Source organism: Pseudomonas sp. PARCl1, from assembly GCF_947311875.1.
Lineage (GTDB): Bacteria > Pseudomonadota > Gammaproteobacteria > Pseudomonadales > Pseudomonadaceae > Aquipseudomonas > Aquipseudomonas juntendi.
In genome coordinates this window covers 38,846-62,663 of record NZ_CAMZMX010000030.1, presented here as the reverse complement: position 1 = coordinate 62,663, position 23,818 = coordinate 38,846, and the positions used below count along the sequence as shown (strand labels likewise).

The following is a 23,818-nucleotide window of genomic DNA, read 5'->3' as shown; positions in this document are numbered from 1 at the left end:
CACCACCGATGTAGTTACCGTAGCGGTTCTTGAAGGAAACCTTCGCGCCTTCGGTACCGGGATGTGCGTAACGCATGGTGTGTCTCCTGGCTATTGTGTTTGTTAGGGAGTTGGAAAGCGTAGAGCAAAGGTTGGGCCAGCGTGGGCGGCACCCGTAAAATCAATGGCTTGGGCGGGTGTGGCGGGCACTTGGCAGCCAGCCTGTGCCGGTTGCGGTACGCCTGGGGGTGACATTTTGTGCCGTTCACGACACGTCACCCGTGGGTGCATTGCAATGCCTTCGCCGGTGGAGGATGCTGGTGGCACGCTCTATCTGCGGAGAACTACAACAATGCAGAGCAATCACTTCAGCCGCCATGCCCGGCAGGTCCACACTGTGGCCCATGGTGGTGCTGGCGAGGGCGTCAGCGACCCCTCCATTGCCCGCTCCTGGCTGCGTTGCCTGGAGGACTACCACCTCGACCCAACGGTGATCGAGGCGCCGGTGGTGCTCGAGCACGGGCGCTTGCTGGAAAGCCGCGAGCGCTTGCGCCAGGTGCTGCAGATCGCCGACCACGAAATGAACAGCCTGCACCAGCAGCTCTCCGGGGCCGGCCATGCGGTGTTGCTGACCGATGCCCGCGGGGTGATCCTCAATTGCGTCAGCGCGGCCAGCGAGCGGCGCAGCTTCGAGCATGCCGGGCTGTGGCTGGGCGCCGACTGGAGCGAGGCGCGTGAAGGCACCAATGGGATCGGCACCTGCCTGGTCGAGCGCCAGGCGCTGACCATCCACCAGAACGAGCACTTCCGCGGCCGCCACACCGGGCTGACGTGCTCGGCCAGCCCGGTGTTCGACCCCCATGGCGAGTTGCTGGCGGTGCTCGACGTATCCTCGGCACGCCCCGACGTTTCACGGCAAAGCCAGTTCCATACCATGGCCTTGGTCAACCTGTCGGCCAAGATGATCGAAAGCTGCTACTTCCTGCGCCATTTCGAGCAGCAGTGGCTGCTGCGTTTTCACCTGCAGGCGGAGTCGGTTGGCCTGTTCAGCGAGGGCCTGCTGGCCTTCGACGGTGATGGCCGGATCTGCGCGGCCAACCAGAGCGCCCTGAACCTGCTGGGCAGCGTACGCAGTGGTGTGCTGGGCCAGCCGTTGGAGCGGTTTTTTGCCTGCAGCCACGATGAGCTGTTCGGCCGCGCCACGCCCGGGGGCAGCACGGCCTGGCCGCTGCGCACCCTGGACGGCCGCCAGGTGTTCGCCAGCCTGCGCGGGCAGGCGCGCGCGGCTGTATGGTCGGTGCCCGTGGCCCAGCCGCGGCCTACGCGTTCTGCAGAGCCGCTGGTATGCCTGCTCGACCCGGCGTTGCAGAATGATTTCCGCCGCAGTGTGCGGGTGTTCGAGCGCGATGTGCCACTGCTGCTGCGCGGCGAGACCGGCTGCGGCAAAGAGGCCTTTGCCCAGGCCGTGCACCAGGCCAGTGAGCGCCGCAGCCAACCCTTCGTGGCCATCAACTGTGCCTCGATCCCTGAAAGCCTGATCGAGAGCGAGCTGTTCGGCTACCGCGGTGGCAGCTTCACCGGTGCGCGCAAGGAGGGCATGCGCGGCAAGCTGTTGCAAGCCGATGGTGGCACCTTGCTGTTGGACGAGATCGGTGACATGCCGCTGGCCCTGCAGACACGCCTGCTGCGCGTGCTGGAGGAGCGTCAGGTAGTGCCGATCGGCGGCGAGCCACAGGCAGTGGACGTGCGCATCGTCAGCGCCACCCACCGTGACCTGCTGCAGCGGGTCGAGCAGGGCAGTTTCCGTGAAGACCTGTATTACCGCCTCAACGGCCTGGAAGTGGCATTGCCGGCCGTACGCGAGCGCAGTGACAAGGCGCAGTTGCTGGACTTCCTGCTGCGCCAGGAGGCGCAGGGCCAATTGATCGACATCGAACCGAGGGCGCGCCAGGCGCTGCTGGACTTCGCCTGGCCGGGCAACGTGCGGCAGATGCGCAACGTGCTGCGTACCCTGGTGGCGCTTTGCGAAGGTGCCCGCATCACTTTCCCGGATCTCCCTGCCATTGTGCGCAGCCACACCGGGTCTGTGGGAGCGGGCGCGCCCGCGAAGCCGTCTGCCCAGTCGACACAAGGCGAGGGCGTTGCCCCGGTTCGCGGGCTCGCCCGCTCCCACAGGTCCGACAATGGACCAGGTGAGGGTATCGAGGTGTTGCAGGACGCAGAACGGCAAGCGCTCATTGAGGTGCTGCAGGCAAAACACTGGCACCTCACCCGTGTCGCCGAACACTTGGGCATCAGCCGCAATACCTTGTATCGAAAACTGCGCAAACACGGCATCACCCGGGGCGACTGAGCGAAACAGCGGGTGCGATTTGTCGCGCCCTGGGCTACCCTGCCTCGATGTTTTGCGAGGTCGACCATGCATATTCACATTCTCGGTATTTGCGGCACTTTCATGGGCTCGCTGGCAGTGCTGGCCAAGGAGCTTGGCCATCGCGTGACCGGTTCGGACGCCAACGTCTACCCGCCGATGAGCACGCAGCTCGAAGCCCAGGGCATCGAGCTGACCCAAGGCTACGACCCGGCTCAACTGGAGCCGGCACCCGACCTGGTGGTGATCGGCAACGCCATGTCGCGCGGCAACCCGGCGGTTGAGTACGTGCTGAACAAGGGCCTGCCTTATGTTTCCGGCCCGCAGTGGCTGGCCGACCACGTGCTGCAAGGCCGTTGGGTGCTGGCCGTTGCCGGTACCCACGGCAAGACCACCACCAGCAGCATGCTGGCCTGGGTGCTGGAGCACGCCGGCATGAGCCCGGGCTTCCTGATTGGCGGTGTACCGCAGAACTTCTCGGTGTCGGCCCGCCTGGGGGCTACGCCGTTCTTCGTGGTCGAAGCCGACGAGTACGACAGTGCCTTCTTCGACAAGCGTTCAAAGTTCGTGCACTACCACCCGCGCACTGCGATCCTCAACAACCTTGAGTTCGATCACGCAGACATTTTCCCGGACCTGGCCTCGATCGAGCGGCAGTTCCACCACCTGGTGCGCACCATCCCCAGCGAAGGCCTGGTCATCCACCCGACCACCGAACAAGCGCTGGAGCGGGTCATCGGCATGGGCTGCTGGACGCCGGTACACACCACGGGTGAAGGTGGCCAGTGGCAGGCCCGCCTGCTCAGCGCCGATGGCTCGCGTTTCGAAGTGCTGTTCGAGGGCCAGGCGCAAGGCGTGGTGGACTGGGCGCTGACCGGTCAGCACAACGTCGCCAACGCCCTGGCTACCCTGGCAGCCGCCCGCCATGTAGGCGTGGTGCCGGCCATGGGCATCGAGGGCCTCTGCGCCTTCAAGAGCGTCAAGCGGCGCATGGAGAAGGTTGCCGAAGTGCAGGGCGTGACGATCTACGATGACTTCGCTCACCATCCTACTGCCATCGCTACTACCCTCGACGGCCTGCGCAAGCGCGTTGGCGAGGCGCCGGTGATCGCGGTAATCGAACCGCGCTCCAACTCGATGAAGTTGGGTGCACACCGCGATGGCCTGCCAGAAAGCGTCAACGACGCCGACCAAGTGATTTGGTACGCGCCGGCCAACCTGGGCTGGGACCTCGCTGCTACTGCTGCGCAGTGCAAGGTACCGAGTGTGGTTGCCGACAGCCTCGAAGCGATCATCGAACGCATCAAGGGCCAGGCCCGCCCGGGCACCCACGTGGTGATCATGAGCAACGGCGGCTTCGGCGGCCTGCATGGCAAGCTGGCCGAGGCGCTGAAGTGAACGGGCCGGAACGCGTTACCCTGGCCATGACGGGCGCTTCAGGCGCCCAGTACGGCCTGCGCCTGCTCGATTGCCTGGTGCGCGAGGACCGCGAGGTGCATTTTCTGATCTCCAAGGCGGCGCAACTGGTAATGGCCACCGAGACCGATGTGCTGCTGCCGGCCAAGCCCCAGGCGATGCAGGCCTTTCTCACCGAATACACCGGTGCTGCCGATGGGCAGATCCGCGTGTATGGCAAGGAAGACTGGATGTCCCCAGTGGCCTCGGGCTCGGGCGCGCCAGCAGCGATGGTGGTGGTGCCGTGTTCCACCGGCACCTTGTCGGCGATTGCCACCGGGGCCTGCAACAACCTGATCGAGCGCGCAGCCGACGTGACCCTCAAGGAGCGCCGCCAGTTGATTCTGGTGCCCCGCGAAGCGCCATTCTCCACCATTCACCTGGAGAACATGCTCAAGTTGTCGCAGATGGGCGCGGTGATTCTGCCGGCGGCGCCGGGCTTCTATCACCAGCCGCAAACCATCGACGACCTGGTCGACTTCGTCGTGGCGCGTGTTCTCAACCTGCTGAACATTCCCCAGGACATGCTGCCGCGTTGGGGCGAGCACCACTTCGGGGTGGATGATTGAAACGGGCGCTGGCCGGCTTGCTGGCGCTGGGGTTGCTCAGTGGTTGTGCCACGGTGCGCACGCTGGATGCCAACAAGCCGGGGGCGCCGGTGGTGTATGCCGGTACGCGTCTGGATCTGTATGTGATCAACGGTGGTTGCTGCCCGCAGGATCGGTTTGGGGCTCAAGCCCCGAGCTATCCGGGGCTGGACCTGCCAGGGAGCATGCTGCTTGATACCCTGTTGCTGCCGTTGTCCTTGCTGACTGCTGCCGGTGTAGGCTTCCAGGCCACAGGGGGGCTGTGAGGGGTTGCACGCTCCCACAGGTACCGTGCAATGCTTGCGGCTTACTTCTTGCCCAGCTTGCGCAGTTCATCCGACTCCACGATCCGCACCCCGTCTTCTTCCTCAAGGGCCAGGCGCCATAGCGCACGGGCCAGGGTGCAGGCCTCGATCCCTCGGTATTTGCCCGGAATCAGCCGGGACAACGGTGAAACCAACTGCTCTGCCAGCCGCGGCTTGATGCGCTCGCCCAGCAGCAGAGACGGCCGCACGATGGTCAGTTGCGGCCAATCCTGCGCTTTGAGCGCCTCTTCCATCTCGCCCTTCACCCGATTGTAGAAAATCGATGATTTCGGGTCGGCGCCCAAGGCACTGACCACCAGCAAATGCCGTGCGCCCATTTCCCGGGCCCGTTTGCTGAACGCCACCACCATGTCCAGGTCCACCGCGCGGAACGCCGACTCGGAGCCGGCCTGTTTGAGGGTGGTGCCCAGGCAGCAATAGGCAACGTCGACCCTGCCGGCCAGCTGCGGCAGGAACACTGCCGGGTCACCCACCGGGTTTTCCAGGTGCGGATGTTCGGCCAACGGCCGGCGGGTCGGGGCCAGCACGCGGGTGATGGTGGGCTCGTTGAGCAGGCGGTCGAGCAGGTGTTCACCGGTGAGGCCGGTGGCACCGGCAAGCAGGACATGCTGAGGCGTCAAGTACATGATGTCTCTCCCTTGTTACACCCAAGTCTAGTGGTTGCCCGGGTTTTTTGCCTGTGCGCCCACCTTGGCCTGGGTCGTGTTGCGCAATGCTTCTTCGGCCTGTTGCCGGCGCAGTTGCTGCCAATGCTCAAGCACCGCCGGCGGCGCCCACAACTGAGGCTCAGAGGCGTCGAAACCTTCCCTTTGTTCCCTTTCGGCAACACTGCCGCGTGCCAGTTCAAACGCCTGTTTCAGGTCGTCGGTCTGGTTCAGGGCCTGGGCGAACAGGGCTTCGCCAAAGTAGGTGAAATCAGCTTCCTCCGAGCAACCGAAGGAGACACGGTCGGCGCGTGCGGCAGTCATGATCAGGGTACGCTCATCTTTCAGCGGGGCGATATACCCCCCTGAATAGCAGGCCGAGATGACAATGACCTTGTCGCGATCCTTCAGCGGCGCAAGGGCCGTTGCCAGCTCGTCGGCGGACAAGTCGGCCAGTTGCAGGCGGGGTTGGTCGAGCACCAGCTGGTGGTCTGCGCTGCCGTGGCTGGTGAGGTAGATGAACACCAGGTCTTCCGGGCCGCTGCGCTCGGCCAGGGTGCGGGCGGCACGGGTGAGGTTCTCGCGGGTTGCCATGGGGCGGTTGGCCAGGTGGTCGCGGTGGTTGACCAGCGTCACCTGGCCGCGGGCGCCAAAGCGTACCTTGAGCATGTTGCTGACGTAGTCGGCTTCACGTAGGAACACACTCTGTTGCCCATCACCGCCCACCACCAGGCTGTACAGCTGAATCGGCGGGGCCGAGCGCGGCACTGCGGCCAGCGCCTGTTGCAGTAGCCGGCCCTGGTTGAGCAGGGCCAGGTCAAGCGGGTCGGGCAGCAGCGTGCCATGCTGGTCGCGCACGCGCACCCCGTTGGCCCACACGCCGCTTTCGACCTTGCCGTTGGGCAGGATCAGGCGCCCCTTGCCGTTGTAGGCATCGTTGAGGAAGCCGCCTACGTACTGGCTGCCGTCGGCCAGTTGCAAGCTGCCTTGGCCAGACAGCCGCCAGTCGGCGAACGTGCCTTTGTAATGGCTGCCGTCGCTGCCCAGCAATTCACCTTCGCCGATCAGCGAGCCGTCCTTGAATTGGCCGATCCAAACATCGCCATCGGCACTCTCGTAGCGGCCACGGCCTTCAATACGGTTGTCCTTGAACTCGCCGATGTACTGCTCGCCATCGACGCTGTCGTAGGTGCCGCTGCCTTGCAGTTGGCCATTGCTGAAATGGCCGCTGAACCGGTTACCGCTGGCGTCGCTGCGCACCCCCGCGCCGTTGGGCTTGCCCTTGGCGAACAGGCCCTGGTAACGGCTGCCGTCGGCCAGCACCAGCTCGCCGGCGCCGTCGTACAGGTCGTCCTTGAATTGGCCGCGGTAGGTTTGGTCGGCTTGCTTGAGGGTGCCTTCGCCATCGCGGCGGCCGTGCTTGAACGTGCCGGCATAGTGGCTGCCCGGTGTGGTCAGGTCGCCCAGCCCCTCGAACAGCCCCGCGGCGAACTGGCCGCGGTACACCTCGCCGTTCTGGCCATGCCATTCGCCCTGGCCATGCCACTGGCCGTCCTTGAAGGTGCCGGCATACCAGCTGCCGTTGGGGTAGTCGATCCGCCCCTCACCCTGCAGCAGGCCATCGACCACCTGGCCCCGGTAGCGCCCACCGTCGGGCAGGCGGGCATCCGGCGGCAGCAACGATTCGCCATCGCCACAGGCGGCGAGCAGCAGGACCAGGGTAATGGGGAGCAGTGGACGCATGGCGAGAACCGGGCAATAGGTCTGCCGATTATGACGCAGATTGGGATCCTGAAACAGCGAGCGCCTGCGCTGACGCACACCCCTGTAGGAGCGGCCTTGCGTCGCGATGGGCCGCGCAGCGGCCCCACGATTTCAGCTTCGCCGCAGATATCGCCGGGGCCGCTTCGCGCCCCATCGCGACACAAGGCCGCTCCTACAGGATTTGTGCTGGCCCTTGGTCTTGTGCAGTACCTGTGGGCTTACCGGAGATGAAGCCAGTCAGCTCAACCTCAATGCCAGGTGATATCCCCGGCCTGGCGATGTAACAGCAACTCGGCCAGTACCTTGGTCATCTGTACGTGATGTACCGCATTGACCAGCATGTTGATACCCGGCTCACCGGCATTGGCGCAGATGTACTCGTCCAGGGTGTCTTCAATGCCGGCCATCAACTGCAGGGTGTGGATTACTGCGTCGACCGAGGGCATGTCCTGGTTGATGGTGTAGAAGGGGCGGGAAGTCAGTGTTTTGGGTGGATCGGGGACAATCTTTTTCATGATCACAACTCACACGTCGGTTCAGGAAATAGTCACCACTGCATCCTTTCTCACGGGATAGGGTGGCGACCGTGCACGGGGTGAGAAACCCGAGGACGTGTGAGCTCGGCCAGACCGAAGCCTGCCCGCGCACGGCTGCCATGACAAATGCCGCAATCACACATCTTCGGGTTTCTCACGCCCGGCCACCATACATGGCGACTCTGTGACGGTATCCCTGAGGTGTTTCCCCGACAATGGAGCGACTTCCGACAAGCTCGTAGGATAATTCGCTAGATGATCCAAGCTGAAGCATTTGGTTTCAGATTCAGAAATATCTTACATCCCTTGAGCCTTGTTCGATAACTGTGGGAGCGGGCGTGCCCGCGAACACCGGCGAAGCCGGTGCCATCAACCGAATCGTCGGCTTCGCGGGCACGCCCGCTCCCACAGGTTGAGGTGCAATCAATGCCCGCCTGGTGACACGATGATCTTCACGTTTTCCTCCTTGTTGTTCACCAGTTCCTCAAACCCCAGCTCGACAATCTGCTCCAGCCCGATCCGCCCGGTCACCAGCGGTCGAATGTCCAGCCGCCCGTCTGCAATAAAGGCAATGACATCGGCAAATTCGCCGTTGTACGCCAATGCCCCCAGCACCTGCTTCTCGGTGGATACCAGTTCGAAGAAGTTGAATTCGCTGGGCTCTTCAAAAATGCCTACCAGCACGCACTTGCCGGCCTTGCGGATGGTGTCGATGGCCAGCTTGGCCGTGTGCTTGTTGCCGATGCACTCGAAGCTCACATCCGCCCCCAGGCCGCCGGTAAGCGCGCGAATCTCTGCCAGGGCATCGCACTGGCTCGGGTCGAGCACCACACTGGCGCCGACTTCCCTGGCCTTGGCCTTGCGCGCAGATGACATTTCCAGCGCAATCACCTGCGCCGCACCGGCTGCCTTGGCGCACATGATGGTGCACAGGCCGATGGTGCCGGCGCCCACCACCACCACGGTCTGGCCCAGCAAGCTGCCGGCCTTCTTCACCGCATGCATGCCCACCGCCAGCGGCTCGATCAGCGCGCCAGCCTCTGCCGGAAAGCCCTGCGGCAAGCGGTACAGCAGGTTCGCCGGCACATTGACCCACTCGGCGAAGGCGCCGTTGTTCATAAGGCCGGTGAAGGCCAGGCGTTCACAGATGTTGTACAGGCCATGGGTACAGTAGTAGCAGGTGCCGCAATGCTGGCAGGCGTCTGCAGCCACCGGGTCACCGACGGCAAAGCCTTCGACGCCTTCGCCCAGTTTGGCGATCTGACCACAGAATTCGTGGCCGAGGATGCACTGGCCCTGGATGCCGGTCAGCGGGTGCGGCGCCTCGACCGGGATGAATACCGGCCCGGCGACGTACTCATGCAGGTCGGAGCCGCAAATGCCGCACCAGTCGACCTTGATCTGCACCCAGCCCGGCGCCGGGTCGGCTGGCAGGGGGACCTGTTCTACGCGAATGTCGTTGCGGCCATGCCATACGGCAGCGCGCATGTGGGTGTGGCTCAAGTCATTCATGGTTGTTCTCCAGGCTCACGGAATAGGTTCAGTGCTTGCGCAGGAATGCGAGCAATTGCTGGTTGACCTGGTCGGCCGCCTCCATCTGCACCATATGGCCGGCTTCGGGCAGCACCAGTACTTCGGCCTCCAACCCTTCGGCATGGCTGGCCGGGATGATCGCGTCCTTGCCGCCCCACACCACCAGCGCTGGGTGCTGCCCCAGCACGCCACGCAGGTCGTGGCGTTGGCGGTCGCCTTCGGCCAGTGCCGCAGCCAATTGCTGCAGGGCTTGGTCAACGCCTTCCAGGCGCTTGAACCTGAGCATGTCTTCCAGCATCTGCCGGGTGACCAGCGCCGGGTCGGCGAACAGCTGCACCATCTGTGGCTTCAGGGCATTGCGGTTGGCTGCGCTGACGAAGCCTTGCAGGTATTGCCCGTTGATCGCTTCACCCAGGCCGGCACTGGCCACCAGGCTCAGGCTGGCCACCCGCTGCGGTGCCAGGCGCGCCAGGTTCAGGCTGACTGCACCGCCCATCGAATGCCCCGCCAGGTGCGCCTTGGCAATGCCCAGGTGGTCAAGCAGGGCCAGCACGCTCTCGCTCAGTTCATCCAGATCGCCGCGCTGCAGGGCCTTGGCCGACTCGCCATGCCCCGGCAGATCAAGGGCGATCACCCGCCGCTCGGCCGCCAGCGCCGGGTGGTTGAACAGCCAGTTGTTAAGGTCGCCGCCAAAGCCGTGCACCAGCACCAACGGCGTGCCGCCTTCACCCAGCTCGAACCAGCGCAGCAGGCGGCCGCCCACTTCAGCCTTTTGCGGGGCCGGGCCCTGGGCCTGGTCGGCGCCGCCTTCGGCGACGAACTCGGCCTGGAAGCGCTGCACCACGGCATCGATCTCGGCCTCTTCGGCTTCGCCTTCCACGACCACGGCCAGCAGCGCGCCCACCGGCAGGGTTTCATCCGGCTTGGCCACCTGGCGGCGCAGCACGCCGCTGAACGGGGCCTCGACACTGCTGCTGATCTTGTCGGTCTCGACGTCCAGCACCTCATCGCCTTTGGTTATCGGGTCGCCTTCCTGCTTGAGCCAGGTGTCTACCCGGCCCTCGGTCATCGACAGGCCCCACTTGGGCATGGTCAGGGTATGGATCTGGCTCTGGCTCATGCGGCACTCCTTGCAGCTTCGATCACTTTGCGCACGGCGGCCTCGATCTTCGCCGCGTCGGGGATGTACAGGTCTTCCAGGGCGTCGGAGAACGGTACCGGGGTGTGCGGTGCGGTGACCATCTCGATCGGGCCCTTGAGCGCAGCGAAAGCCTTCTGCGCCACCAGGGCACTGATATCGGTGGCCATCGAGCAGCGCGGGTTGGCTTCGTCGATGACTACCAGGCGGCCGGTTTTTTCCACGCTCTCCAGAATGCTGTCTTCGTCCAGCGGGCTGGTGGTGCGCAGGTCCAGTACTTCGCAGTCGATGCCCTGGCGGGCCAGGTTGTTGGCGGCCTCCAGGGCTACATGCACCATGCGCCCGTAGGTGACCAGGGTCACGTCATCGCCATCACGCAGGAAGTTGGCTTCGCCGAAGGGGACCGTGTACACCTCTTCCGGCACCTCGCCCTGCATGCTGTAGAGCAGCTTGTGCTCGCAGAAGATCACCGGGTCGTTGTCGCGGATCGCCTGAATCAATAGCCCCTTGGCGTCGTAGGGCGAGGATGGGCACACCACCTTCAGGCCTGGAATGTGCGTCCACAGCGAGGTGAGCATTTGCGAATGCTGGGCCGCTGCGCGCAGGCCTGCGCCGTACATGGTGCGCATCACCAGCGGGGTGACTGCCTTGCCGCCGAACATGTAGCGAAACTTGGCGGCCTGGTTGAGTATCTGGTCCAGGCAGCAGCCGGCGAAGTCCACGAACATCAGCTCGCACACCGGGCGCAGGCCCTGGGTGGCGGCACCGACCGCTGCGCCGACGTAGCCGATTTCCGACAGGGGAGCGTCCAGTACCCGGCCCGGGAACTGGTGGTACAGGCCCTTGGTCACGCCCAGCACGCCACCCCAGGCGTCTTCCTCACCGGGCGCCCCGGCACCGCCGGCAACGTCCTCGCCAATGATGAACACACTGTCGTCGCGGCGCATTTCCTGGGCCAGTGCTTCGTTGATGGCCTGCTGGTAGCTGATCTTTCTTGCCATGGTGGTTCTCCTGTTGTTCTTGTAATGCGCGGCTCAGGGGTAGGCGACGTAGACATCGCTGAGCAGGTCGGCGGGCAGTGGCTTGGGGTCGGACTTGGCGCGGCGCACAGCGTCTTCGATCAGGTCCTCGACGCGTGCGTCGATGGCGTCCAGCTGCTGGGCCGTGAGCAGGCCGGCGCGGGTGGTCTTGTTGCGGAACTGCATCAGGCAGTCGCGCGATTCGCGCAGGTTCTTGACTTCATCCGCCGCGCGGTAGGTTTGCGCGTCGCCCTCGAAATGGCCGTAGTAGCGGCTGAGCTTGACCTCGACCAGCGATGGGCCTTGCCCGGAACGGGCGCGTTCGATGGCCGCACCGGCGGCCTCGTACACGGCAAAGAAATCGAAGCCGTCGATGGTCACCCCGGGCATGCCGAAGCCGGCCGCGCGGTCGGCGATGTGGTCGCAGGCCACCGACCAGTTGGAGGCGGTGGCTTCGGCGTAGCCATTGTTCTCGGCGACGAAGATGCACGGCAGGTTCATGATCGACGCCATGTTCATGGCTTCGAATACCGCGCCTTCGTTGGAGGCCCCGTCGCCGAAGAAGGCCACCGCCACGTCGTCGCGCCCCTTGAGCTTGGCCGCCAGCGCCGCGCCGGCCACCAGGGGGGCGCCGGCGCCGACGATACCGTTGGCCCCAAGCATGCCTTTCTCCAGGTCGGCAATGTGCATCGAGCCACCCTTGCCACCGCATACGCCGGTCTTCTTGCCGTAGATTTCGGCCATCATGCCGTACACATCCACGCCCTTGGCGATGCAATGGCCATGGCCGCGATGGGTCGAGGCGATGCAGTCGCTGTCGCGCAGGTGGGCCATGACCCCGGCAGCCGAGGCCTCTTCGCCGGCGTAGAGGTGCACGAAACCGGGGATTTCGCCAGTGGCGAACTCCACGTGCAGGCGTTCTTCAAAGGCGCGGATGGTGCGCATCACTTCATAGGCATGCAGCAGTTGTTCGGTACTGAGTTGATTGGACATGTTGTTGTTCTCCGGGGTTGTCTCAACACGGGTTTGCAGGGTGCAGTCGATGGCCGCGAGGCACGGCCAGCAGGTGGTGACGGGCGGCATGCGCCAGCACGGCCTCGACGTCCACACTGAGCGGGCCGCGGTGGTCGAGGGTGATGGTGGGGGTGTCGTGTTCGGCGAATTCGATTTCGCGCTCGCCGTCCAGGGCCAGGGTGCCGCTGGCCAGGCTCAGGCGGTGGGCAACATCGGGCAGCAGCGTGCCGCTGGCGGTGATGCCACAGGCTTGCAGCAGGCCGGGGGCCAGCGGCGCGAGCAGTGCCTGTTCAGCGCCGGGTGCCAGGCGAACCCAGGCGCCGTGCGGGGCCTGGCGCGACACCGGGCACCACAGGCCACACAGCGCCGACAGGCCGATGGCATGCGGTTCGGCGAAGCAGGCGAAAACTTCGGCAAGGTCTTCGCGGCGGCTGAGTGCGCGGGCGCCGATGAAACGCTGCGGTGACACTGCCACTTCCACCAGGGCCCATTCGGCCAGTTGCTGCTGCGGCACTGTCACCACCAGGCGCTTGTTGCGGCGCAGGCCAATGCTGGCCGGTACCCGGCCGGTGGCCAGCAGGCCACCGGCAAGGCCGGCGCTGGTGGCCTCGCGCAGTTCGGGGAAGGCATTGTTGGTGCCGGTGGAGAGGGTCAGCAGTGGCACATCTTGCGCCTCGGCGGCGACGGCCTTGTGGGTGCCATCGCCCCCCAGCACGGCGATCAGCGCCACACCGCGCTCGACCATGCGTCGGGTGGCCAGGCGGGTGTCGGCTACGGTCTGCGACAACGGCAGGTCGAGTATTTCGATGGCTGGCCAGTGCTGGTCGAGCGCAGCCGGGCCGTGGCTGGCCTTGAGCACGGCGGCGGCGATGCCGGTCATGTCGCTGGGCAGCAGCACCTGGCCGATGCCCGTGGCGCCGAAGGCGGCCAGCAGGCGCTGGATTGCCGAAGCCTTGTCGGTGCTCGAATAGAGCCCGGCGCTGGCCGTCAGGCGGCGCAGGTCACGGCCGGAGGCAGGGTTGGCAATGATCCCGACAAGCGGGGCGGGTAGCGGCATGGCGCACCTCGTATTCTTGTTTGCCAAGACAGGAGCAAGGGCGGTGCCAGCTTTGCCCAAGGGCGCCGAAGGGGCCGTTACAGAGCGCTTTGGCCTGCCTTGGTGGCGGCTGCAGGGCGGGCACGGCGAGACGCGCGGTGCCAGTGCGCAGCCGCGTTGGGCGAGACGCTGAGACGCTGCGTCTCAAGCCAGCCGGTAACCACACAGTGCTTGTCGGGGCGGGCGCGCAAGCGCTTAATGGCCGAACAACGATAAAAACAGCAACGAGAACCGGAGGGCCCGAATGCTTGCCGCGAACTCCCGAGCCCATGTCGATTGCGTCAGCAGGGTGCTGAAGAATGCCGATCGCCTGCCACAGGCGCCGGTACCGCCGCTGATCCTCGATTCATGGCGCCGTTCCATGGAGCTGTACCGCCTGGACCCCGCCTCCCAGCAGGGCCCGCGCATTCTTTCCCAAAGCCTGCTCAATGAGTGCCGTGAACGCGCGCAGCTGTTTCTGCGCATCGCCAGCGACGCCGTGGCCCGCCTGCACGAGCGCGTGCGGGGCGCCGACTATTGCGTGCTGCTGACCGACGCCCAAGGGCGCACCATCGACTACCGGGTCGAATCGGCCATTCGCAACGACTGTCGCAAAGCCGGCCTGTACCTGGGCACTTGCTGGTCGGAGGGCGAGGAGGGTACCTGTGGCGTGGCGGCGGTGCTCACCAGCAAGGCCCCGGTCACGGTGCACAAGCGCGACCACTTCCGGGCGGCGTTCATCGGCCTGACCTGCACGGCGGCCCCGGTGTTCGACCCGTTGGGTGAGTTGCTGGGGGTGGTGGATGTGTCGGCCTTGCAGTCACCGGATGACCGCCGCAGCCAGCACCTGATCCGTCAGCTGGTCGAGCAAACCGCTCGCGACATCGAAAACGCCTTTTTCATGCACACTGCCCAGGGCCACTGGGTGATGCGCGCCCATGGCACGCCGGGCTATGTGGAAAGCCAGCCTGATTACCTGCTGGCCTGGGATGCCGATGGTCGCCTGCAGGCCATCAACAGCCTGGCCCGGCAGCGCCTGGTCGAACGCCTGGGCCGTTTGCCGGCGCACATTGGCGAGCTGTTCGACATGGACCAGCTACGCCGGATCAGCGCGTCGTCGGCCCAGCGCCTGCCTGGCCTGGGTGGTTTGTACGGCCGGGTCAGCGCCCCTCGGCAACGCCAGCGGGCGCAACCGCTGCAGCAGGCCCAGGACAGCCGCATCGAACAGCGCCTGCGCTTGGCTACCCGCGTCAAGGACTGCAACCTGGCCGTGCTGGTGCTGGGTGAAACCGGGGCCGGCAAGGAGGTGTTCGCCCGTCAGTTGCACCAGCAGAGCCAGCGCTGTGACGGCCCCTTCGTGACCCTGAACTGTGCAGCCATCCCCGAGAGCCTGATCGAGAGCGAGTTGTTCGGTTATGTGGCGGGGGCTTTCACCGGTGCTTCCAGCAAAGGCATGCAAGGGCTGTTGCAGCAGGCCCACGGCGGTACGTTGTTCCTCGACGAGATCGGTGATATGCCGCTGAACCTGCAAACCCGGTTGCTACGGGTGCTGGCCGAGGGCGAAGTGGCGCCGCTGGGCGCGGCGCGGCGGGAGCGGGTGGATATCCAGGTGATCTGTGCCACCCACCGTGATCTGGCGGCAATGGTAGAAGACGGGCGTTTCCGCGAAGACTTGTACTTCCGCCTGGCCAATGCCCGCTTCGAGTTGCCGCCGCTGCGTGAGCGGGAGGACCGGTTGGGGCTGATTCACCAATTGCTGGCCGAAGAGGCTGCGGCCTGTGGCGTCGAAGTTGTACTGGCGGACGATGCCTTGCAGGCGCTGCTGGTTTATCGCTGGCCGGGCAATTTGCGCCAGCTGCGGCAGGTGTTGCGCTATGCCTGTGCGGTCAGTGAGGCCGGGCAGGTGCGGGTGCAGGATTTGCCGCAGGAGGTGCGGGGTGTGGCGGTAGGCTCGGTCGCAAGCGAGGTGTCGTGCCCGGCGCGGCAACTGTTGCTGGATGCGCTGATTCGCCATCGCTGGAAGCCGGCCGATGCTGCGCGGGCGTTGGGCATTTCGCGGGCTACCCTGTATCGGCGGGTGCATGAGCACCGTATCGAGATGCCGCGGATGAAGGGGTAACCTGCGGTCCCAGTAGGAGCGGCCTTGTGTCGCGATGGGGCGCGCAGCGGCCCCACGATCTCAGCTTCGCCGCAGATATTGCCGGGGCCGCTTCGCGGCCCTTTCGCGACGCAAGGCCGCTCCTACAGGGGGTGTGAGCCTTGGCTAAGCAAAAAAAAACCCCGGCACAAGTCCGGGGTTCTGGTCCATCACACTACACGATCACTCCTGGTTGGCCAGTTTGTGCTCGAGGTAGTGAATGTTGACGCCGCCTTCGCAGAAACCTTCATCACGCACCAGGTCGCGGTGCAGCGGGATGTTGGTCTTGATGCCGTCGACGACGATCTCGTCCAGGGCATTGCGCATGCGCGCCATGGCTTCATCGCGGTCTTTGCCGTAGGTGATCAGCTTGCCGATCAGCGAGTCGTAGTTCGGGGGTACCGAATAACCGCTGTACAGGTGCGAATCCACGCGCACGCCGTTGCCACCCGGGGCGTGGAAGTGCTTGACCTTGCCTGGGCTCGGGATGAACTTCTTCGGGTCCTCGGCGTTGATCCGGCACTCCAGCGAGTGGCCACGGATGACAACGTCTTCCTGGCGGAACGACAGCTTGTTGCCAGCGGCGATGCTCAGCATCTCCTTGACGATGTCGATACCGGTGACCATCTCCGACACAGGGTGTTCAACCTGCACCCGGGTGTTCATCTCGATGAAGTAGAAGCGGCCGTTTTCGTACAGGAATTCGAACGTACCGGCACCGCGGTAGCCGATCTCGATGCACGCATCGACGCAGCGCTTGAACACTTCCTGGCGGGCCTTTTCATCGATACCCGGGGCTGGTGCTTCTTCCAGGACCTTCTGGTGGCGACGCTGCAGCGAGCAGTCACGGTCACCCAGGTGAATGGCGTTGCCCTGGCCGTCGGACAGCACCTGAACTTCCACGTGGCGTGGGTTGGTCAGGAACTTTTCCAGGTAGACCATCGGGTTGCCGAAGGCAGCACCGGCTTCGGTGCGGGTGAGCTTGGCCGAGGCGATCAGGTCCTCTTCCTTGTGCACCACGCGCATACCGCGACCACCACCGCCACCGGCGGCCTTGATGATCACCGGGTAGCCGACGTCACGGGCGATTGCCAAGGCGACTTCTTCGTCTTCCGGCAGCGGGCCATCGGAGCCCGGTACGGTCGGTACGCCCGACTTGATCATCGCGTCCTTGGCCGAAACCTTGTCGCCCATCAGGCGAATGGTGTCGGCTTTCGGGCCAATGAAGGCGAAACCGGATTTTTCCACCTGCTCGGCGAAATCGGCGTTTTCCGCCAGGAAGCCGTAACCCGGGTGAATCGCGGTGGCGCCAGTCACTTCGGCGGCAGCGATGATCGCCGGGATATGCAGGTAGGAATCCTTCGACGATGCAGGGCCGATGCAGACCGACTCGTCTGCCAGGCCCAGGTGCATCAGTTCACGGTCGGCAGTGGAGTGCACGGCGACGGTCTTGATGCCCAGCTCTTTGCAGGCACGCAGGATCCGCAGGGCAATTTCCCCGCGGTTGGCGATCAGGACTTTTTCGAGCTTCCCAGACATCGTTGGCTCTCCGCGATTCAAACGATGGTGAACAGCGGCTGGTCGAACTCAACCGGCTGGCCGTCTTCTACCAGGATGGCGTCGATGACACCGCCAACATCGGCTTCGATGTGGTTCATCATCTTCATGGCTTCGACGATGCACAGGGTGTCGCCCTTCTTCACGCTCTGGCCAACTTCAGCGAAGTTCGGCGAGGTCGGCGAAGGTTTGCGGTAGAAGGTACCTACCATTGGCGAACGGACCACGGTGCCTTTCAGCGCCGGGGCAGCAGCAGCGGCTTCGGCGGCTGGCGCAGCAGCGGCGACCGGTGCAGCAGCGGCCGGGGCGGCAGCCATCGGGGCCGGTGCGTAGAACTGCTGGGCAGCTGGGGTCTTGCTGTGACGGCTGATACGAACCGACTCTTCGCCTTCCTTGATCTCCAGCTCGTCGATGCCAGACTCTTCCAGCAGCTCGATCAGTTTCTTGACTTTACGGATATCCATTAATCATCAACTCCCAAAGGTTCGGTCAGGGGGCGAAATACAAAAACGTATCTAGAACGTTTCTCTGGAACCCCGGCCCATCGGGGCCGGGGTTTTCATCATTTGGGCTGTGCGTTGGCAGCCAGTTGTTCCAGTGCAGACTCCAGGGCCAGGCGATAACCGCTGGCGCCCAGGCCGCAGATCACCCCTACGGCCACATCGGAAAAGTAGGAGTGGTGACGGAACGGTTCGCGTTTGTGCACGTTGGACAGGTGCACTTCGATGAATGGGATGCTCACCGCAAGCAATGCGTCACGTAATGCGACGCTCGTGTGGGTGAAAGCAGCCGGATTGATCAGGATGAAGTCCACACCCTCGTTGCGTGCCGCGTGAATGCGGTCGATCAATTCGTATTCGGCATTGCTCTGCAGGTACTGCAGATGGTGGCCTGCGGCGCGGGCACGTTGCTCCAGGTCCTGGTTGATCTGGGCCAGGGTCACGGCGCCGTAGTGGCCAGGCTCGCGAGTACCGAGCAGGTTGAGGTTGGGGCCGTGAAGCACCAGTAGCGTTGCCATCTGTGGATTCCTTGGATTTGTAGGGCAATTCGACACAGCGCGGCGAGTGTGCCGTAAAGCGACGGCAAGTGTCCAGTTCCCGGCAATAGCCAGCACGATGTCCGAGATTCGCGCGAAGTATGTGACCAAATATTTAAATCTGGTCACCTAATCGAGGATTTTTCCCGGCCCGCGGGAAGTTATAGACCGAGTTTGCCGCGCACGCGCGTGAGAATCTGCGCGAATTCCCCGGCATTTATCTCGCCAATCACCCGATCGGCGGTAATTTCGCTGCCGTTCGCGGCAAAGAACAACAGCGCAGGCGGGCCGAACAGTTGGTACCGGTCAAGGAGCGAGCGTTGCTCGGCGTTGCTTGCGGTGATGTCGAACCGCAGCAGCTTGAACGCCGCCAGTTGCGGCTGGACCTGGGCGGCGTTGAGCACCTCGTGTTCGATGACCTTGCAACTGATGCACCAGTCGGCGTACCAGTCCAGCAACACCGGTTGGCCGGCTGCCTTGGCCTGTGCCAGCGCGGCATCCAGGGCTTGCGGGGTGGTGATGGTTTGCCAGGCCTGCGCTGTGGCCGCGGTAGTGCCAGCGCTGGCCGCCTGGCTGGGCACGGGCAGGGGCCGCAGCGGGTCGCCCTGGCCACTGAGGGCGCCATACCAGCAAGCCAGCGCGTATACCAGCAAGGCCAGGCCGAGCAGTTGCGCCAGGCGCTGGCGCGCAGTCTTGACCACGAACTCCAAGGCGCCGAGGAACAGTGCCACGCCTGCGGCAAGCAGGCCGACCAACAACAGGGTTACCGGGCCGGGCAGCACCCGGCTGAGCAGGCCGATGGCCAGCCCCAGCAGCAGTACGCCGATGGCGTTTTTCACGGTGTTCAGCCAAGGGCCGCTTTTCGGCAGCCAGGCTGCGCCACCGGTGGCCACCAGCAACAGTGGCGCGCCCATGCCCAGGCCCAGGGCGAACAGTTTGAGCGCCCCGCCCAAGGCATCGCCGCTGGCGCTGATGTACAGCAGCGCGCCTGCCAGGGGCGCCGACACACAGGGCGAAACCAGCAGGCTGGAGAGCACGCCGAGTACTGCAGCGCCCAGTAGCGAACCACCCTTGGTGTGGTTGGCGACGTTGTTCAGGCGGTTATTCAGGGCTTGCGGCAGCTTCAGTTCGAACAGGCCGAACATGGCCAGGGCGAACACAACGAAGAACAGCGCGAAGGGCACCAGTACCCAAGCCGATTGCAGGCGTGCCTGCAGGTTCAGGCCGGCGCCGAACAAGCCCATCAGCGCGCCGAGTGCGGCGAAGCTGGCGGCCATTGGCAGTACGTACGCCAGCGATAGCGCCAGCCCGCGTGGCCCACCGACCTGCCCGCGCAGTACTACGCCGGAGAGAATCGGCAGCATCGGCAGCACACAGGGGGTGAAGGTCAGGCCGACCCCGGCGAGGAAGAATAGCAGCAGCGATTTCCAGCTCCAGGCCTGTTCGATTGCGCCAGGGGTGTTTTTGCCGGCTTCGCCATCGATGCTCAGCCGGGCGGTTTCCGGCGGGTAGCACAGGCCCTTGTCGGCACAGCCCTGATAGCCCACCAGCAGGGTAAAGGCACGCGGATCATTGCGCGGCAGTTCGATATCGAGCACGCCGTGGTACACCTCCACGTCGCCGAAGAACTCATCGTGCTTGGCCTCGCCCTTAGGGATGTTCGGCGTGCCCAAGGCGATGTCGGCGGGTTCGGTGTGGAACTGGAAGCGGTGGCGGTAGAGGTAGTAGCCGTCGGTGGCGATGAAGCGCAGCTTGATGGTATGCGCATCGGCCTGGATCAGGTCGAGCTTGAACGCCTCGTGCACTGGCAGGAAGTCGGCGTTGTTGGCCAGCGAAGCGGCGCCGAGGGTGGCGCTGGGGCGGTTGTCGAGCAGGCTGGTGGCGAAGACAGGGCTGGCCAGCAGCAGGAACAGCAGGAAAAACAGGCGGCGCATGGCGAACTCGCGAGGTGGAACGTGCCGGGCATGATAACGGAGTTGGCGCAGGTTGAAAGGGACGGCGACACCTGGCGCCACTTGTGTATTGCCTGTGCCGGCCTCAGACCCTGAAGGCCCGCACCGCCTTGCTCAGCTCCCCGCCGAGGCTCAGCAATTGCTCACCCTGCTCACGCCCTTCACCAATGCGCTGCAGGTTGTCTTCACCCAACGCGTGAATCCGCTCGCTATGATCACGAATCTCACTCACCGCGCCAGTCTGTTGCGCGGTGACGTCGGCAATGCGTACCGCCGTATCGGCGATCGTGCGGATCGCGCTGACGATCTCATCCAGCGCGCCATCGGCGGCCTGGGCCTGGTTGGCGGTGGTTTCGGCGTGTTCGAGCTGGGTGCGCATGCCGGCCACCGACTCCCGCGCCGCCTGCTGCAAGCGGTCGATCAGTGCCTGGATTTCGCCAGTAGCCCCGGTGGTGCGCTGCGCCAGCGAACGCACCTCGTCAGCCACTACGGCAAAGCCGCGACCCATCTCGCCAGCCCGGGCCGCTTCGATGGCGGCGTTCAGCGCCAGCAGGTTGGTCTGTTCCGCAATCGAGCGTATTACCGTCAGCACCCCGCCGATGGTGGCCGACTCTTCGGCCAGTTGCTCGATCATGCGCGCATTGCCCTGTACCTCATCGACCAGTTCCCGCAAGCCCGACAGGCTCTGGCCAATCACCGCCTGTCCCTGTTCCACCGCACGCCCGGCATCGCGGCTGGCATGGGCGGCAGCGCTGGCGTCACCGGCCACTTGCTGAATGGTGGCTTCCAGCTCGCCCAGGGCGTCGCGGATCTGCCCGGTATCGCCGGCCTGGCGGTGGGCGCCATCGTGCAGCGCGGCGCTCATGCCGGCCAGGGCATGGCTGCTGCCGGCGACCTGCTCGGCATTGTGGCGAATGGTGCCCACCAGTTCGACCAGGTACTGGCGCAGGCGGTTGAGCGATGCCTGAATGTCATGCAGTTCGCGGTTGGTCTTGCCCAGGGCGATCACTTGGGCGAAGTCGCCCTCGGCCCAGCACGATAGCGCCGGGGCCAGGCCGGTCAGGGTGCGCGCCAGGCGCCGTTGCAGGGTATCGATCAACAGGGCGATGAACAGGATCAGGGCGATCATCAAACACTGGATGATGCGCACCTCGCCGGCAATTTGGCCATGTTGGGCGCGCACTAGCGGTTCCAGCGCGGCGATGGCCTGCTGTACGGCTTCCAGGCGCTGGCCGGTGCTGGCAGCCAGGGCGGCACGGCGCTCGATCTGTTCGCGCGTGCGCTGCAATTCGGCCGGGTAGCGGCCCAGCAGGTTTTGCAGCTCACGCTTCAGGCCCACGGCGATGTCTTCCTGCCGGGCGCTGGCCTGGGTTTGCAGGCCCATCATGGCGGCGAAGTCGTCGGCACCGGAGGCAGCAGCGCGGGTGACACCGAGCAAAGGCAGGCCATCGATGGCCTGTGCCTGGCTGCGGATCAGTTGCAACTCACGCTGCACTTCGTCAGCAAGCTCCGGGCGGCCGCTGCTGACCAGCTTGTCGCGGGCCAGTGCCAGCCGGCCCAGGTGCACGCTGGCGTCGAGCAGCGGGAGCAAATAGCGGTCGGCCTCGGCAGTGCCGCTGTCGCGGGCGTATCCGGCCAGTTGCTCGAAATTGGCCCCCAATTCCCGTTCGGCCTGCAACAGCAGCGCTTGCGGGTCGCCAGCCAGCTTGCCGGCCGCCAGCAACTCGTTGCCGGTGAAGGCCTGCAGGCTGGCCAGGCTGGGGCGCAGGTTGGCCGCCAGTTCGGCGGGCCAGTCGGCCAGGGCGCCTTGCAGTTGCTGGATGGCCTGCGTGGCGGCGGCATGGCGCAGGGCATCCCCGCTGCCCAGGTAGGCGTGGATATTGCCCGCCACCTGCTGCTGGAACTGCTGGGACAGGCCCAGGTAGCGCTCCATCAGCTGATAGGGCCGTTCCAGCGCCCGTTGCGACCACCATAGGGTAGCGGCCAGGGTGAAACACACAGTCACCAGCAACAGCGTATTGAAATTGGTCAGCCACTTCAGGCGCATAGCCGCGAACTTCCTGCGGAGGGGAGTGGGGGTAGGCGGCTGAAGTTATTGCGATTGTGTGACCGGATGATGACGCCGAGGGCTTGGCGTCAGAAAAAAGTGGCAGAGTGCCTCTATCTTATGGCGCTATCGATTCCTCGCAGGCAGGGCCGTTTCAGCGCTCTACCCGTACTACACAGTTACGCCCGGCATGCTTGGCGCGGTACAGGGCTTCATCCGCCGCGCTGGCCATGGTCAACGCGTCCAGCCCCTCATCCATCTGCACCACCCCGGCACTGAAGGTGCACTGCAAATCCTGCGGCTGTGCCGGGTAGATGATCTCGGCAAAGCGCCGACGAATCTCGTCAAGCACCTTGTGGGCGGCCTCCAGCGCGGTATTGGGCATGACGATGGCAAATTCCTCGCCGCCGTAACGGCCAATGAAGTCGGTCTTGCGCAGGCGCTGCTTGAGGAACAGCGCCAGGCTCTTGATTACCCGGTCCCCCATGGGGTGGCCGTGGCGGTCGTTGATCTTCTTGAAGTGGTCGATGTCGAGCATGGCGAAACTCAACGGCTGCTGCTCACGGCGGGCGCGGAAGCTGCAATCCTCAAGCAATTGCAGAATATGGGTGTGGTTGTACAGCCCGGTCAGGCTGTCACGCACCATGCGTGCCTTCAGGTGCCGCGCGCGGGCCGCACGGTTGCGCACGGTGGTGATCAGGTGGCGCGAGCGAAACGGCTTGGTCAGGAAGTCATCGCCGCCTTCGCTCATGGCATCCAGTTGCTTGTCCAGGTCGTCTTCGGCGGACAGGTAGATGATCGGCACGCTCACATAGCGGTCACTGTGGCGGATCACCTTGGCCAGTTCCGGGCCGGTGCAAGCCGGCATGTACAGGTCGAGAATGATCAGGTCGGGCTGAAAGTCGGCCAGCTCGGCCATGGTGCGGATCGGGTCGGTCAGGCTGCGGGTCAGCATGCCGGCGCTGGCCAGCACCCGTTCGGTGTGCAGCGCCTGGGTGCGTGAGTCGTCGATGATCAGCACTCGCAATGGGTCGTGCGGGCCGGCGTTGGTCAGCAATTCGACCTTCTCCAGCAGGCTGGATGCTTCCAGGCTGCCGGTCAGAAAGTCCTGCCCACCGGCGCGCACGGCAGCCAGGCGCGTCGGTGTGTCAGCTTCGTGGTGGCTGAAGAACAGCAGCGGAATGTTCTGCGCCAGGCCGTGTTGTACCTGGGCGGCCAGCAGCAGGCCCTGGCCGCTGCCGGTGAAGTCGACATCCATGATGATGGCCGCAGGCGGGTATTCGCCGACCGAAGCCAGAAACGCGGCAGCGTTGGGCAGCGCCTGCACCAGCAGCCCGAAGAATTCCAGTTGCTGGGCCAGGCGCTGGGCCCGCTCGTGGTCCTGCAACAGGATGTACACCGGCTTGCGCAGGGGCACCAGTACCTCGTCAAGGGAGTCGTCCTTGCGCAGGCCGCTACGCGACAGTTGCGGGTCGGGGCACAGCGGGCTTGGCTCGACGGCTTGGCTCATGACCTGGCTACTTGTAGGTTGGGATATGCAGGGGCAATGATGGCTCTATGCTAGCAGCTCTTTTCCCTCGCATGAGTGCCCTGTATCAACATTGCGTTCAGAACGAATATTCAGTTACCGACTGATTGGTCGCTTATG

At 64.7% G+C, this 23,818-nt stretch carries 19 protein-coding genes; 5 read left to right on the top strand and 14 right to left on the bottom strand.

The annotated features are described in order from the left end of the window. The first annotated feature begins 331 nt into the window (after positions 1–331). The 4 genes from QME24_RS16425 (at position 332) to QME24_RS16410 (ending at position 4,658) form a co-directional block, all read left to right on the top strand. The gene (locus tag QME24_RS16425) at positions 332–2,332 is read left to right on the top strand and encodes a sigma-54-dependent Fis family transcriptional regulator (protein ID WP_281690882.1); all 2,001 of its coding nucleotides are present in this window, start codon (positions 332–334) and stop codon (positions 2,330–2,332) included. Positions 2,333–2,398: 66 nt separating this feature from the next. Continuing rightward, positions 2,399–3,748, top strand: coding sequence for a UDP-N-acetylmuramate:L-alanyl-gamma-D-glutamyl-meso-diaminopimelate ligase (gene mpl / locus QME24_RS16420; protein WP_009685746.1), 1,350 nt, complete (start codon positions 2,399–2,401; stop codon positions 3,746–3,748). Continuing rightward, complete coding sequence (gene ubiX, locus QME24_RS16415; RefSeq protein ID WP_029886945.1) at positions 3,745–4,374, top strand: flavin prenyltransferase UbiX; 630 nt, start codon at positions 3,745–3,747, stop codon at positions 4,372–4,374. Before mpl ends, ubiX begins: the two co-directional genes overlap by 4 nt. Next, positions 4,371–4,658, top strand: a complete 288-nt coding sequence (locus QME24_RS16410; RefSeq protein ID WP_054904355.1) for a YceK/YidQ family lipoprotein — start codon at positions 4,371–4,373, stop codon at positions 4,656–4,658. The genes ubiX and QME24_RS16410 overlap by 4 nt, the downstream gene beginning before the upstream one ends. 41 nt (positions 4,659–4,699) lie before the next feature. Here QME24_RS16410 and QME24_RS16405 read toward each other — a convergent pair whose 3' ends face one another. The 8 genes from QME24_RS16405 to QME24_RS16370 form a co-directional block, all read right to left on the bottom strand. Further along, complete coding sequence (locus tag QME24_RS16405) at positions 4,700–5,344, bottom strand: oxidoreductase (RefSeq protein WP_009685749.1); 645 nt, start codon at positions 5,342–5,344, stop codon at positions 4,700–4,702. 27 nt (positions 5,345–5,371) lie between these two features. Continuing rightward, complete coding sequence (locus tag QME24_RS16400) at positions 5,372–7,105, bottom strand: C13 family peptidase (protein WP_054904354.1); 1,734 nt, start codon at positions 7,103–7,105, stop codon at positions 5,372–5,374. Positions 7,106–7,374: 269 nt separating this feature from the next. Beyond that, positions 7,375–7,641: a hypothetical protein gene (locus tag QME24_RS16395; protein ID WP_235768429.1), complete on the bottom strand. Its 267-nt coding sequence runs from the start codon at positions 7,639–7,641 to the stop codon at positions 7,375–7,377. A 444-nt stretch (positions 7,642–8,085) separates the two neighbouring features. Beyond that, on the bottom strand, positions 8,086–9,150 hold the full coding sequence (locus QME24_RS16390; RefSeq protein WP_223809663.1) for a 2,3-butanediol dehydrogenase: 1,065 nt from the start codon (positions 9,148–9,150) through the stop codon (positions 8,086–8,088). A gap of 52 nt (positions 9,151–9,202) precedes the next feature. After that, a complete protein-coding gene (locus QME24_RS16385) occupies positions 9,203–10,315 on the bottom strand; it encodes an acetoin dehydrogenase dihydrolipoyllysine-residue acetyltransferase subunit (protein WP_054904353.1) in 1,113 nt (370 codons plus the stop codon). Continuing rightward, positions 10,312–11,334, bottom strand: a complete 1,023-nt coding sequence (locus QME24_RS16380) for an alpha-ketoacid dehydrogenase subunit beta (RefSeq protein WP_009685756.1) — start codon at positions 11,332–11,334, stop codon at positions 10,312–10,314. The genes QME24_RS16385 and QME24_RS16380 overlap by 4 nt, the downstream gene beginning before the upstream one ends. 33 nt (positions 11,335–11,367) lie before the next feature. Beyond that, complete coding sequence (locus tag QME24_RS16375) at positions 11,368–12,345, bottom strand: thiamine pyrophosphate-dependent dehydrogenase E1 component subunit alpha (protein WP_029886938.1); 978 nt, start codon at positions 12,343–12,345, stop codon at positions 11,368–11,370. 22 nt (positions 12,346–12,367) lie between these two features. After that, a complete protein-coding gene (locus QME24_RS16370) occupies positions 12,368–13,423 on the bottom strand; it encodes an NAD(+)/NADH kinase (protein ID WP_047149809.1) in 1,056 nt (351 codons plus the stop codon). Between the two features lie 283 nt (positions 13,424–13,706). Here QME24_RS16370 and QME24_RS16365 point away from each other — a divergent pair, with 283 nt between their 5' ends. Further along, positions 13,707–15,560: a sigma-54-dependent Fis family transcriptional regulator gene (locus tag QME24_RS16365; RefSeq protein ID WP_280091902.1), complete on the top strand. Its 1,854-nt coding sequence runs from the start codon at positions 13,707–13,709 to the stop codon at positions 15,558–15,560. A gap of 201 nt (positions 15,561–15,761) precedes the next feature. Here the strand turns inward: QME24_RS16365 and accC are convergent, their stop codons facing one another. The 6 genes from accC to QME24_RS16335 all read right to left on the bottom strand — a co-directional run bounded on the left by accC (position 15,762) and on the right by QME24_RS16335 (position 23,680). After that, entirely contained in the window at positions 15,762–17,117 is a 1,356-nt protein-coding gene (gene accC / locus QME24_RS16360) for an acetyl-CoA carboxylase biotin carboxylase subunit (protein WP_054904351.1), read from the bottom strand. A 17-nt stretch (positions 17,118–17,134) separates the two neighbouring features. Further along, positions 17,135–17,599 (bottom strand): acetyl-CoA carboxylase biotin carboxyl carrier protein, encoded by a 465-nt coding sequence (gene accB, locus QME24_RS16355; RefSeq protein ID WP_029886935.1) that lies wholly within the window; start codon positions 17,597–17,599, stop codon positions 17,135–17,137. A gap of 98 nt (positions 17,600–17,697) precedes the next feature. Continuing rightward, positions 17,698–18,153, bottom strand: coding sequence for a type II 3-dehydroquinate dehydratase (gene aroQ / locus QME24_RS16350; protein WP_003255330.1), 456 nt, complete (start codon positions 18,151–18,153; stop codon positions 17,698–17,700). Between the two features lie 179 nt (positions 18,154–18,332). Further along, positions 18,333–20,105 carry a protein-disulfide reductase DsbD gene (locus QME24_RS16345; protein ID WP_235768431.1) on the bottom strand — a complete coding sequence of 591 codons (1,773 nt, stop codon included), beginning with the start codon at positions 20,103–20,105 and terminating at the stop codon, positions 18,333–18,335. 103 nt (positions 20,106–20,208) lie between these two features. Then, on the bottom strand, positions 20,209–22,170 hold the full coding sequence (locus QME24_RS16340; protein WP_280091842.1) for a methyl-accepting chemotaxis protein: 1,962 nt from the start codon (positions 22,168–22,170) through the stop codon (positions 20,209–20,211). A 154-nt stretch (positions 22,171–22,324) separates the two neighbouring features. After that, the gene (locus QME24_RS16335; RefSeq protein WP_054904349.1) at positions 22,325–23,680 is read right to left on the bottom strand and encodes a diguanylate cyclase; all 1,356 of its coding nucleotides are present in this window, start codon (positions 23,678–23,680) and stop codon (positions 22,325–22,327) included. Positions 23,681–23,818: the final 138 nt, after the last annotated feature.